Raw genomic sequence first — 12,085 nt, 5'->3', positions numbered from 1 at the left:
GTGGCCAACAACATCGTCATCCTCGCCGCCGGAGTCGGATCCCGACTGGGTCGTCCGCACCCCAAGCCGCTGACACCGCTGTCGGACGGGGAGACCATTCTGCACCGCGCCCTGCGGCACCTCACCGCGCGCTTCAGCCGCCACTCCATCCACCTCGTGGTCGGCTTCAAGAAGGAAATGATCATGGAGGCCGCGCCCGACGTCGGCTTCATGTACAACCAGGACTACGGCGACACCAACACCTCCAAGAGCCTGCTGAAGGCGCTCAACATCGCCGGCCCCGGGGGCGTGCTGTGGCTCAACGGCGATGTCGTCTTCGACGAGAAGGTGCTGGACGACCTGCTGCCGCACATCGCGATGGACCGCTCCTTCGTGTGCGTCAACACCTCCTCGGTCGCCGAGGAGGAGGTCAAGTACACACTGGACTCCGACGGTTACATCAACGAACTGTCCAAGAAGATCACCGAGGGCCCGCTGGGCGAGGCCGTCGGCATCAACTTCATCTCCTCGTCGGACCGCATCCTGCTCACCAAGCGGCTCGAGGAGTGCGAGGCGCAGGACTACTTCGAGCGCGGCATCGAGCTGGCGATCGAAAAGGACGGCGTGAAGATCGAGGCGCTCGACATCTCCCACCACCCCGTGATCGAGGTCGACTTCGCCGAGGACCTGGAGCGCGCCAACCGCACGTTCTAAACGGAACGCACATATAACTTCATCGGGCGTGACTACGCTCGTATCGTTCAGCCAGACCGAGGTTGAGAATTCACAGTCATGCCGATTTCCGCGAAACGAACAGTGGTGCGCGTGCTCAGTCGCGCGCCCCTGTATCGTGCCCTTCCCCCGGGAGCGGTGCGCACTTACGCCGCCCTGAAGTACCTGAGTGAAAACTCCAGCCAGGACGAGATCACCAAGTTCATCCGCGGCAGCGGCGGCATCCCGACGCGACATCTGTCGGTGGCGCTGGTGGCGGCGCGCGCGGTGTTTCGGGCCGGGGCCGACGACCTGCTCACCGACACGCTCTCCACGCTGGACGGACGTTTCCCGGAATCGCCTGGGCTGCAAGAGGTCCACTCCGACTTCCACGCCTACTATGGGCGGTACGACGAGGCGCTGCGCGCCGCCCGCGCCGGGCGGATGCTGCAGCCCTCCCACGCCGGGTGCGTGGCCCGCATGGTCACCTACGGGTACCGCGTGCTGGACCAGGCCGACGCCGACGCCGTCGCGGTGGACGCCATCAGGCGCTTCCCCCGCACCGGCCAGGTGCTGTGGGCCGTGGCCAAGCTGTGCGACACCGCCGAGCAGTACCGGCGGCTGCGCGCCGCCTGGGACTCCCTCCCACACGAGCCCGAGGACCTGCTGAAGGCGGTGCGCCAGCTGGCCACCGCGGCCGCCCGAGCCGGAGAGGTGGACGACGCCAGCCGGCTCTACCTCGACGCCATCGAGCTGCTGCGCTCCGGCCACCGCCTCGACGCCCCCATCGTCGACTCCAACCTGGAGGGCAAGAGCCCCTGGGGCGCCTTCGAGGACCTCCACGAGGCCCTGACGTCCGCGGGAATCCCCTACTTCATCGCCGCCGGAACGGTTCTGGGCCTGGTGCGCCAGGGCCGTCCGCTGTCCCACGACAACGACATCGACGTCGGGATCCGCGAGGAGGACTTCGACCTGGACGCGCTGGTGGCGCTGTTCTCCAAGCACCCCCGCTTCGACTTCGACGTGGTGCACCCGCACACCAAGAAGCTCGGCCTGGTCCACCGCGGCGGCTCCCCGATCGACATCTTCCGCTTCTACCGCGACGGCGACAAGATGTACCACGACGCGGTCTTCGTCCGCTGGGCCAACAGCCCCTTCGAGGTGAAGACCCGCGAGATCTCGGGCCTCCACCTGCCGCTGCCGGCCGACCCCGACACCTACCTCACCGAGAACTACGGCGACTGGCGCACCCCGAACCCCAAGTTCGACGCCTTCATCGAGCAGGACGCCCCCAACGTGGAAACCACCTGGCCGGAATACCTCCGCTTCCACCTGATCCGCCGCGCATTCAAGAAGCTCGGCAACGGCGACCGCGAGGGCTCCGCCGAGGAGCTGCGCAGGGCCGGCGAGGACTCCATCGCCTCCGCCCTCGTCAAAACCAAGTGACCCGACAGAAAGCCGCACCAGTGTCAGCCACGCTTCCCCGTCCCCTTCCCGACACCGCCGACGAACGCGAACGGCTCGCCGTCGAGCGCCTCGCCGAGGCCCGCCGGGTCCGCACCGCCGGGGACCGCGAAGGGGCCAGGGACGTCCTGGTCAACGCCATTCGCGGCGGCCTGTGGCGCTACGCCCGCCTCTGGGGCGAGCTGCGCTCCCTGATGGGCCGCCCCGCCGACTACCAACAGATCCGTGCCCTGTGGTGGGACAGCCCCCGCAGCTGCCACCAGGTGGTCCTGCTCCTCAACTCCGTCGCCCGCGCCGCCAGCGTCGCGGGCGAACACGGCGAGGCCCGCGCCCTGCTGCGCAAGGCGATCATCCTCCAGGCTCTGCGCTCCCACCGGCTGCGCCGCCGCCTGGGCCGCATCCGCCACGGCGCCCTGAGACCCATCCGCGCCACCAGGTCCACCCCCGACGACTCGGCCTTCGAGCCCCGCGCGGCCATCGCCCTCGAACAGCTCAACGCCAAGTTCGCCTCCCTCGGCGTCCGCGGCTTCCTGATCTCGGGCACCCTCCTGGGCTACGTCCGCGACTCGGGCTTCATCAGCTGGGACAAGGACATCGACCTCGGCTTCTTCACCTCCGAGATCTCCCCCGCCGACCTGGAACGCGCCTTCGACGCCGACGCGGCCTTCAACGTCCGCAAGATCGACTTCAACACCGACCGCCTGCGCGTCAACCACGACAACGGCATGATGGTCGACCTCTTCCCCCACTACCTCGGCACCGACGGCAAGGTCTGGCACGACGGCACCGCCACCCGCTGGTGGAACTCCCCCTTCGAGCTCACCACGGTGGAATTCCTGGGCCGCCCCCAGTTCGTCCCGGACCCGCCCGAGCGCTACCTCGACGAGAACTACGGTCAATGGCGCGTCCCCGACTCCCAATTCGACGCCCGCATCGACGCCCCCAACGCCGAGGTCACCGACGCCGACTTCCTCAACACGCTCCACTACTTCGCCCTGCTTGACGCGGTCGGCAAGCTCAACCGCGTCAAGATCGACCGCTACCGCGAACTGCTGCACGGCCTCGGCGAAGGCGAGTGGCTGGATCGGCTCTAGCCCGCGACGACCAGGGCGCAGGCGGCGATGAACACCAGCTGGACCAGGGTGCGCAGCGGCAGCGGCATGGTCTTGATGCCGAGGTCGGCGTGGGCGGCTCGGACGTTGGCCGGAAACATCACCAGCATCAGGACCGCCAGGCACGCCGCGGCGAGCCGGGCGGTGGGTGGCACCAGGAGGCCGACGGCGCCGGCGAGTTCCAGGACCCCCGTGACGGTGACCAGCGTGGCCGCGCGGGGCAGCCGGGGCGGGACCATCGCGATCAGGAGCTTGCGGCGCGGCTGAGTGAAGTGGGCGCTGGCCGTGAACAGGAACATCGCGGCGAGACCGACCTGAGTGGAGTGTGTCCAGGAGTCGAGCCAGGGCACGCCCAGCCAACCCGACAGCCGCGCCAAACCGGTGACGATGACGAGTGCGTACAGCGGGACCATGGGGGTCTCCTTATCGACGCTTATCAATCTTGACGGTGACAAGATTATATTGGCCTCGCAATCTTGTCAATGGCAAGTTCATATGAGTCACAATGTGCCCATGGCCAAAGGCACCTACCACCACGGCGACCTGCGCCCCGCGCTCCTCAAGGCCGCCGCCGAGCACATCGCCGAAAGTGGCGTCGAAACCCTGTCCCTGCGCGAGCTGGCGCGCCGCGCGGGCGTCTCGCATGCCGCGCCCGCGCACCACTTCGGAGACCGGCGCGGGCTGCTGACCGCCCTGGCCACCGAGGCGTTCGGGCTACTGGCCGACCAGCTCGAGGCGGCGGGCCCGGACTTCAGGGAGATCGCGGTGGCCTACGTCCGTTTCGCGGTAAGCAATCCCGGCCACTTCAAGGTGATGTTCCGCGGCGACCTCCTGAGCGCCGACGACGCCCGACTCGCCGCCGCCAGGCAGGGCTCCGCCGCGAAGCTGCGGACGGGCGCCACGGCGGGGCGCGGCCCCGACACCCAGCTCGCCGCGTGGTCGCTGGTGCACGGCTTCGCGTCCCTGTGGCTGGACGGAGCGCTGAAAGGCTCCCCGCTGGCCGACGACGCCGACCCCGAGACCCTGGCGCGCCGGATGGTCGCCAGGGTCGGGCTCGAATGACGCGGGCTCGGCCCTTCAGGTCGCCTGGTAGAGCGTGGTCCAGAAGTCGTTGATGAGGCGCATCGGATCCGGGCCGGAAAACCCGGTCTGGGTGAGCAGGGTTCCGGTGAGCTGATTGTCCGGGTCGGCGTAGACCGTGGTGTCCCGGGCCATCGGAGCGCCCCCGCCGTGGTCCATCGTCCCGATCGCCTCGATATGCGTTCGGCCTCTGCTGCTGACGCGGCCCCGCCTCGCTAAGGCCACGCCGTTCCCGCCCATCGCGAATTTCTCCTTGAGCGCGTCACGCATCGCGTTTCGGCCAGCCTCTTCCGAGGTGCTGACGCCGGCCGATCGCGCTCAGCCCTTCAGGGCACCCGCCATCAGGCCGCGCATGAAGAAGCGGCCCAGGATGATGTAGACCACGAGGGTCGGGAGGCTGGCGATCAGGGCCGCGGCCATGGCCTGTCCGAAGGGGATGGTCTGGACGCCGGCGATGTTGTTCAGGCCGATCGTGACCGGCCAGGAGCTGGTGTCCGTCGTGAGGACCAGCCCGAACAGGAAGTCGTTCCAGGCCGAGGTGAACTGCCAGATGATGCTCACCGCGAAGCCCGGGATCGCCAGGGGCAGCGCGATGTGCCAGAAGGAGCGGAGCATGCCCGCTCCGTCCATCTGGGAGGAGTCGAAGATGGTGTCGGGCACGCCCGCGTAGTAGCTGCGGAAGATCAGGGTCGTGATGGGCAGGCCGTAGATGATGTGGGTCAGGATGAGGGCCAGCAGGCCGCCCGTGGCCTCGCCGTTGCCCCACAGGCCGACGTCGTTGTAGAACTGCGTCATCGGGATGATGATCGCCTGGTACGGGATGAACATGCCGAACAGGATCAGCGGGAACACCCAGTCCGCGCCGGGGAAGCGCCACTTCGACAGCACGAAACCGTTGGCCGCGCCCAGGAACGACGAGACGATCGCGGAGGTGCCCGCGATCAGGATGCTGTTGAGCAGGCCGTGGTGGATCGCGGGTTGGTCCCAGGCCTTGATGAAGTTGTCGAAGGACAGGTGGTGCGGCAGGCTCCACATGTCCGGGACGCTCACCTCCGCCGGGGACTTGAACGAGGTCACCAGGACCACGTAGATCGGCATCAGGAAGATCACCACGAACACCAACAGGAGGGTGTAGCGGGTGATCAGCGCCGGGCGCGACCATTTCGTACGGATCATGCTCACGAGCGGCGCTCCGATCGCATCGTGTACCAGATGTACGGGACGATGATGACGGCGATGCCGAACACCAGAACGGTGGCGATGGTGGCGCCGCTGGCGTAGTAGTAGCCGTCGGTGATGTCGCGATACATGTACAGGGCCGGGGTTTCGAGCTTGGGGCTGTTGTAGTCGAGGGCGTACAACAGGTCGAAGGTCTTCAGCGAGATGTGCATCAGCATGACGACCGCCGCCATCACGGTCGGCCACAGCATGGGGCGGACCACGTGCCAGAAGACCCGGAACTCGCCCGCGCCGTCGACGCGCGCGGCCTCGCGCAGCTCGTCGGGGACGCCGCGCATGCCCGCCAGGAACAGCGCCATGATGTAGCCCGACAGCGCCCAGCCCGCGGGCAGCGCCACCGCGGAGATGGCCCAGGACGAGTCGGCCTTGTGCCAGTCGTTCTCCAGGAAGTTGAGGCCGACCGCGGAGAAGAGCTTGTTGATGCCCGCGAGGTTACTGCCCTCGCCGTTGTCGAGCAGCCAGCTCCAGATGATGCCCGTGGCGATGAACGACACCGCCATCGGGAACAGGAAGATGCTGCGGAAGAGGTTCTCGCCCCTGATGCCCTTTTCCATCAGCAGGGCCAGGAAGAAGCCCAGGAGCAGCGCGCCGCCGACGAAGACCAGGGTGAAGATCAGGACGTGCTGGACGTCGCGCCACCAGATGGAGTCGTCCATCAGGTCGGAATAGTTCTTCATTCCGGCGCTGTCGTAGCTGGGGTTGATGCCCTGCCAGGTGGTCAGCGAGACGCGGATGTTCCAGCCCAAAAAGCCGTATACGAACACCGCGAGCAGCACAAGGGAAGGCGAGATCAGGAGCAATCCCGGTCCCCACTTGCGGATTCGCCGCACGGGTCTCTCCTTTGGCGTCAAACGGTTGGCGCGCCCAGTACTTCGCGGCGCGCCAACCTTAGCCGATCGTGTCTTACTTCTGGGACTTCTCGTACGCCGACTGCACCTTCGCGGCGAAGTCCTTGGCCTTGCCGCCGGTGGTGAACTCGCCGAGCGCGTCGGTGATCTTGGTCGACCAGGCGGGACCCGCGGCGGCGCCGTGGGCCAGCGAGGGGACGACCTCGGTCTTGGGGTCGGTCCACTGCTTGGAGTTCCAGGCCTGGTAGTCCTTGAACTCGGACGCGTCGACGTCCTTGCGGGCGGGCAGCGAGCCCTTCACCAGACTGAACTGGATCTGGCCCTCCTTGGACGCGACGACCTTCAGCCACTTCTTGCAGTTGTCGGGATGCGGGGCACCCGACGGAAGGGTGAAGGCGTCGGCGAGGAAGTCGAACATCCCGTCGGAGCCCGGGGTGACGACCACGTCGTAGTCCTCTTTGTACTTGCGCTTCTTCGCGGTGGCCAGGTAGGCGTACGCCCAGTCGCCGACAACGGCGTAGGCGGCGGTGCCCTTGTCCACCTTGTCCAGCTGCGGCTGCCAGTCGCTGGCGTGGTGCTTCATGTCCGAGATCTTCAGGACGTCGGCGTAGACGTTGAGCGCCGCGACGACGTCGCTTTCGGTCCAGTCCTTGCCGCCGTTGAACAGCTTGCGGTAGCTGTCGGCCTTGAGCTGGCCGAGCAGCACGGTCTCCAGCAGCTGCAGCAGCGTCCACTGCGCGCCGGTGGCCAGCGTGATGAGCTTGGCCTTCTTGAACTTGGCGTTCTGGCTGATCAGGTCTTCCCAGGTCTTGGGCGGCTCGACGTTCGCCTTCTCCAGGACGCTGGGGTTGAACCACAGCAGGTTGGCGCGGTGCACGTCCACCGGGATGGCGTACATCTTGCCCTTTTGCGTCATGTTCTTCACCGTGGCGGGGTGAAGCACGTCGTTGAACTTGTTGTCCTTGATGAACGAGGTCAGGTCGTCCAGCACCTTGTTGTCGACGTAGTCGAACATCTCGGCGCCGACATGGGCCTGGAACGAGTCGGGCGGGTTGTGGCTCGCCAGTCGCGCCGCCAGCTTGCCCTTGGCCTTGTCTCCGCCCCCACCCGCGACCGCGGAGTTCTTGAAGTCAACGCCCTTGTACTTCTCCTTGAACATCTTGATGAGCTTGGCCAGACCCTCTTCCTCACCGGGTCCGGTCCACCAGCTGAAGATCTCCAATTGGTTCTTGCTGTCGCCGGAACACGCCGCCAGCAGCGGCGCCAGGGCGGGCACCGCGGCGGCCGCGAGGAAACCACGTCGCTTCACGTCGTCCTCCAAGTCAATAAAGTGAACAACTTTCGGTGCGACGCTCCCGCCTTTATGCAACGTTGTCAAGGGTTGGGGGGCAGGTGTTACCAAACTGCGACACGTTTAAACATTCCGCGGAGGTCGCCGGGCTCTGACCAGGGGCTACTCCTTGATCCAGCGCAGGATCTCCCCGGTGATCAGCTCCGGGCGCTCGAGCTGCGGGAAGTGCCCAACGTCGTCAAGCAGTCGCCATTCGTAGTGGGCCGAGACGTAGCGTCCCGAGCCCTGGGCCGTGCGGGGCAGCAGGCAGGTGTCGCGGGCGCCGTGGAGTTGCAGGGTCGGGACCCTGATCGGTTCCTGGAGGAGCTTCACGAAGCGGCGACCCGAGATGCGCACGCCCGAGCGCAGGGCCCAGCGGTAGGCGGCCAGGGCGCAGTAGGCGGCCTGCGGGAGCTGGATGGCGTCGCGGCAGGCACGGACGTAGGCGGCGAACTCGGGGGTGTCGCGGTGGGCCTCGCCGACCCAGCCGCGCATCAGCTTGTCCACCATGGAGGCGTCCTCGCGGACCACGGCGTGTTCGAAGCCGGGCAGCTGGAAGGCCAGCAGGTGGCGGCTGGCCGCGAGTTGGCCGCGGGGGTCGACGACCAGGCCCGCGCGCTGGCGCAGGGGGTGGGCGGCCGACAGCACGATGAGGCGGCGGACGCTGCCGGGGTGGAAGGCGGCCGCGGCGAAGGACAGGAGGCCGCCGAGGTCGTGGCCGACCAGCACGGCCTCGCGCTCGCCGAGGGCGCGGATCAGGCCCGTGAGGTCGCCGACCAGGGTGTAGGTGTCGTAGCCGCGCGGGGGCTTGTCGCTGGCGCCGTAGCCGCGCAGGTCGACCGCGGCGACCCGGTAGCCGGCGCCCGCGAGGTCGACGATCTGGCGGTGCCAGGCCCACCAGAACTCCGGGAAGCCGTGCACCAGCAGGACAAGCGGGCCCTGGCCGAGCTCGGCGACGTGGAAGCGGACGCCGTTGGCGTCGACGAAGCGGTGCCGCCAGGGGCCGTCCAGCAGGACCTGGTTCTCGGAAATGGCGCGCCGGCTTCGCATCGCCTCAGGTTACCGTCCGATGTGGGGGTTTTCCTCCCGACGCCTGACTCGGCGGCGCAGCAGCAGCGCCGCGATCACCGCCGCCAGGACCGAGCCCAGCAGGACCGCCGCCTTCACCCGGTCCTGCTGGTGGGGGTCGGGGAAGGACAGCTCGGCGATGAGCAGGCTGACGGTGAAGCCGCAGCCGGTCAGGACCGACACGGCGGCCAGATCGCGCCAGCTCACTCCCCTGGGGACGGACGCCAGGCCGGTCGCCACGGCCAGCCGGGTGCCGCCGTACACGCCGAGGAACTTGCCGATCAGCAGGCCCGCGACCACGGCCACGGCGACCCGGTCGGCGCCGAAGGCCAGCAGGTCGGCGCCGTTGAGGGAGATGCCGGCGGCGAAGAACGCGAACACCGGGACGCAGATGCCGGCCGAGATCGGTTGCAGCGCATGCTCCAGGCGCAGCGCGGGCGCGGGCCTCTCGTCGTCGGGGTCCATCGGGTTGCCGCGGGTGGCGAAGGCGAGCACGACACCGGCGATGGTGGGGTGGATGCCCGAGGCGTGGGTCGCCACCCAGGCCAGGACCCCCAGTCCGATGTAGACGGGAAGCATCCGGAAGCCGAGCTTCTGCCCGACCCAGTACAAGGCGACGCAACCGGCGGCCAACAGCGCCGGGAACAGGTGGATCGCCCCGGTGAACAGCACCGCGATCAGGATGATGGCGCCCAGGTCGTCCACCACGGCCAGCGACAGCAGGAAGACCCGCACCGTGGGCGGCAGCGCGCTGGCGGCCACGGCCAGCACCGCCAGGGCGAAGGCGATGTCGGTGGCGGTGGGCACCGGCCAGACGTCGCCGGCGTGCCCGGTGCCGGCCGCCACGACCGCGGCCACCGCCGCGGGCACGACCATGCCGCCGGCGGCGCCGAACACCGGCAGCAGGGCGCGGCGCAGGGTGGACAGCTCGCCGGACATCAACTCGCGCTTGAGTTCCAGGCCCGCCACCAGGAAGAACACGGTGAGCAGGCCGTCCTGCGCCCAGCCCTGCACCGTCAGGTCGAGGTGCAGCGCGTGCGGACCGACCACCGTGGCGGACAGCCGGTGGTACCACCCGGACGCGCCGCAGTTCGCCACGACGAGGGCGGCCACGGTGGCGCCCAGCAGGATGATGCCGCCGGTGGTCTCCACGCGCAGGTACCGGACGGCCTCGGCGCGGGCGGCGGCCACCCTGCGCGCCAGGTTACGCACCATTGTGGAACCCCCGTGCCGCCCGCTCGGTCATGGGCTCACCATGTCACAGCGGGCGCGGGTTTCGACGGTTTACCGCCCGATGTCACCCGGCGTCCGCGGGCGGGCGGTGGGCCGGGTCGAGCCGCTGCGCCGCCGAGTCGCCGGCGTCGGCGACCAGCCGAGACATGGCGTTGGCCAGGTACCACACTCGCTTGTAGAGCACCTGGACGGCCGCGTCCATCTCGCCGTCGGACAGGCTCCCCCAGATCGGGTGCGCCGCCGGCGCGTCCAGGGTGTAGCCGCGCGCGTCCTCCACCAGCGACACCGCCGACCGGATCCGGGTGATCCGGGAGGCGCCGACGGTCTCGACGCGGCCCCACACCGCCTCGGCGACGTCGCGGGCCAGGCCGTCGAGCAGCCGCCACAGCTCCTCGGCCTCGCTCGCGTGCCAGGCCAGGGAGTCGACCACGCCGTCGAGCCGCTCGCCGGTCGCGGCGTTGTGGGCGGCGAAGGACTCGGCGGAGGCGCCCTCCCAGCTGTCGGCGAGCGCGTCGCCGCCGCCGGTCAGGTCGTGGCGCATGGTGTCCAATGCGGACGACAGCGCCGTCAGGGCCGTGGACCGGCCGCCGATGGCGCCGGGCCGCAGCCCGGCGAGGCGGCGCAGATACACGCTGGGCGCGGTGAAGTCGAGCCGGCCCGACTCGTCGAGCAGGTCCTCCGCACGCTTCAATGTGGACAGATTTTCCTCACGGCAGGCCAACAGCGCCTCACCTCCGGGGCAGTCACGGTTGACGGTGGGGTCGGGCAGCACCGGCGCCGCGTCGGGGCCGGGGTGGGTGGCGTCGGGCAGGTCGCCGCGCGCGTCGCCGGGGGCGTCGGCGGACGCCGAGTCCGGATTGACGTGCACCCTGATGTGGTGGCCGTGCTCGTCCTCGACGTCGGCGTACGCCTCGGCGGCGGCGCGCAGGGTCTGGTGCGCTCCGTGGATGCGTTGGTGCAGCTCGGCCAGGTCGCCGGAGCGGGCGTCGATGGACGCCGCCCAGCGCTCGTCCAGTGTGGATGAGAAGCCGAACTCGCCCCAGGTGTCGGACGGCAGCGTCAGCTCGGACAGGTAGCGCGCGGCGGCGTCGGCGAGGCGCGCGTGTTCGGCGCAGGCCCCCGAGTGTTCGGCCAGGGCCCGCAGCGCGATGGACAGCTTGTGGTTCACGGCGCACTCCCTCGGGCGGCGCCGGATTTCCGCAGCGCCGCCGCCTGGCGTTTGTAGTCGGTCGCGGCGGCGTTGAACGCCTCGTGGAACTCCGCGATCACCTGTTCGGCGTTGAATCGCGCCAGAGTTCCCTTGCGCACCTTGATATCGAATATGGCGCCCGGTATCCGGCGCACCGTGACCAGCGAGCGCGGCGAGCGGCCCAGCGCGGTGATGGGCGGCTCGCTCGGCGCGGCGCGGGTGGGCGGCGGTTGGCGGGTGAACGTGTCGTCCTCGTCGGAGTCCATGTCGGCGATCGCCTCGCGCACGGCGGTGGCCATGCCCTGGCGCCGGCGGCGCACCGCCATCGTGCACACGTGGCTGAGCTGTTTGGACAGCGACGACTCGGTGTGCTCCAGCAGCGATCCCCGGGCGAACTCGAGGTGCAGCTGGCCTCCGCCGGTCAGGTACAGCCGCACCGTGTCGTCCGGCGAGCAGACCCGCACGGTCATGGTGTTGAGTCGATCGGCGAGGACTCCCATTTCAAGACAGCACCGCGATCATTGGCCCCGGCCCAGGTTGTAGTTCGTCAGGTACGGGCCCGGGTCGTGGTCGAGCGGTTCGGGCTCGACGTGACGCCGCGCGCGCACCACCCCCGCCGCCGGTGCGGGCTCGGGTGGGGTCGGCGGCGCGACCGGCAGCGCCAGCGAATTGCGGATCACCGCGCGGTTGGGGGTGTCGGGATCGCCGTGCCTGTCCTTGGGCTTGCGGACGAACTCGGTCGGCTCGCCGCGGTGCGGCTCGCCGGGCGTCCCGCCGCGGATGACACGGCCGGCGGCGGAGTGTTCGGCGACCGGGCGGACGGCGCGGGTGC

13 protein-coding genes and 1 pseudogene are annotated in these 12,085 nt (G+C 69.2%); 4 read left to right on the top strand and 10 right to left on the bottom strand.

Features of this window, described 5'->3' with window-relative positions:
- From VE172_RS09085 to VE172_RS09075, 3 genes are all read left to right on the top strand, one after another.
- Positions 1-693: a phosphocholine cytidylyltransferase family protein gene (locus VE172_RS09085; RefSeq protein ID WP_324800166.1), complete on the top strand. Its 693-nt coding sequence runs from the start codon at positions 1-3 to the stop codon at positions 691-693.
- A gap of 156 nt (positions 694-849) precedes the next feature.
- Positions 850-2,136: a LicD family protein gene (locus VE172_RS09080; protein ID WP_324800163.1), complete on the top strand. Its 1,287-nt coding sequence runs from the start codon at positions 850-852 to the stop codon at positions 2,134-2,136.
- Positions 2,137-2,156: 20 nt separating this feature from the next.
- Positions 2,157-3,248 carry a LicD family protein gene (locus VE172_RS09075; protein WP_324800161.1) on the top strand — a complete coding sequence of 364 codons (1,092 nt, stop codon included), beginning with the start codon at positions 2,157-2,159 and terminating at the stop codon, positions 3,246-3,248.
- On the opposite strand, the gene VE172_RS09070 is transcribed toward VE172_RS09075, so the two are convergent.
- Complete coding sequence (locus tag VE172_RS09070) at positions 3,245-3,679, bottom strand: DoxX family protein (protein WP_324800158.1); 435 nt, start codon at positions 3,677-3,679, stop codon at positions 3,245-3,247. The genes VE172_RS09075 and VE172_RS09070 overlap by 4 nt on opposite strands.
- A 100-nt stretch (positions 3,680-3,779) precedes the next feature.
- On the opposite strand from VE172_RS09070, the gene VE172_RS09065 reads away from it, so the two are divergent.
- Entirely contained in the window at positions 3,780-4,328 is a 549-nt protein-coding gene (locus VE172_RS09065; protein WP_324800155.1) for a TetR/AcrR family transcriptional regulator, read from the top strand.
- Between the two features lie 15 nt (positions 4,329-4,343).
- Here VE172_RS09065 and VE172_RS09060 read toward each other — a convergent pair whose 3' ends face one another.
- From VE172_RS09060 to VE172_RS09020, 9 genes and pseudogenes are all read right to left on the bottom strand, one after another.
- On the bottom strand, positions 4,344-4,616 hold the full coding sequence (locus VE172_RS09060; RefSeq protein ID WP_324800152.1) for a hypothetical protein: 273 nt from the start codon (positions 4,614-4,616) through the stop codon (positions 4,344-4,346).
- Positions 4,617-4,664: 48 nt separating this feature from the next.
- Positions 4,665-5,522: a carbohydrate ABC transporter permease gene (locus VE172_RS09055; protein ID WP_324800150.1), complete on the bottom strand. Its 858-nt coding sequence runs from the start codon at positions 5,520-5,522 to the stop codon at positions 4,665-4,667.
- Between the two features lie 2 nt (positions 5,523-5,524).
- Complete coding sequence (locus tag VE172_RS09050; protein WP_324800147.1) at positions 5,525-6,415, bottom strand: carbohydrate ABC transporter permease; 891 nt, start codon at positions 6,413-6,415, stop codon at positions 5,525-5,527.
- 73 nt (positions 6,416-6,488) lie between these two features.
- Positions 6,489-7,742 carry an ABC transporter substrate-binding protein gene (locus tag VE172_RS09045; protein WP_324800144.1) on the bottom strand — a complete coding sequence of 418 codons (1,254 nt, stop codon included), beginning with the start codon at positions 7,740-7,742 and terminating at the stop codon, positions 6,489-6,491.
- A 144-nt stretch (positions 7,743-7,886) separates the two neighbouring features.
- Positions 7,887-8,813 carry an alpha/beta fold hydrolase gene (locus VE172_RS09040; protein WP_324800141.1) on the bottom strand — a complete coding sequence of 309 codons (927 nt, stop codon included), beginning with the start codon at positions 8,811-8,813 and terminating at the stop codon, positions 7,887-7,889.
- Between the two features lie 9 nt (positions 8,814-8,822).
- Positions 8,823-10,046, bottom strand: coding sequence for a Na+/H+ antiporter NhaA (gene nhaA / locus VE172_RS09035; protein WP_324800138.1), 1,224 nt, complete (start codon positions 10,044-10,046; stop codon positions 8,823-8,825).
- A gap of 82 nt (positions 10,047-10,128) precedes the next feature.
- Positions 10,129-11,232: a hypothetical protein gene (locus tag VE172_RS09030; RefSeq protein WP_324800136.1), complete on the bottom strand. Its 1,104-nt coding sequence runs from the start codon at positions 11,230-11,232 to the stop codon at positions 10,129-10,131.
- A complete protein-coding gene (locus VE172_RS09025) occupies positions 11,229-11,723 on the bottom strand; it encodes a hypothetical protein (protein ID WP_324800134.1) in 495 nt (164 codons plus the stop codon). The genes VE172_RS09030 and VE172_RS09025 overlap by 4 nt, the downstream gene beginning before the upstream one ends.
- Before the next feature lie 48 nt (positions 11,724-11,771).
- A pseudogene (locus VE172_RS09020) lies at positions 11,772-12,085 on the bottom strand (hypothetical protein); the annotation flags it as partial.

The organism is Stackebrandtia sp. (assembly GCF_035643755.1).
GTDB lineage: Bacteria > Actinomycetota > Actinomycetes > Mycobacteriales > Micromonosporaceae > Stackebrandtia.
The sequence above is the reverse complement of the archived record's forward strand: the minus strand, read 5'-3'. Positions and strand labels throughout refer to the sequence as shown.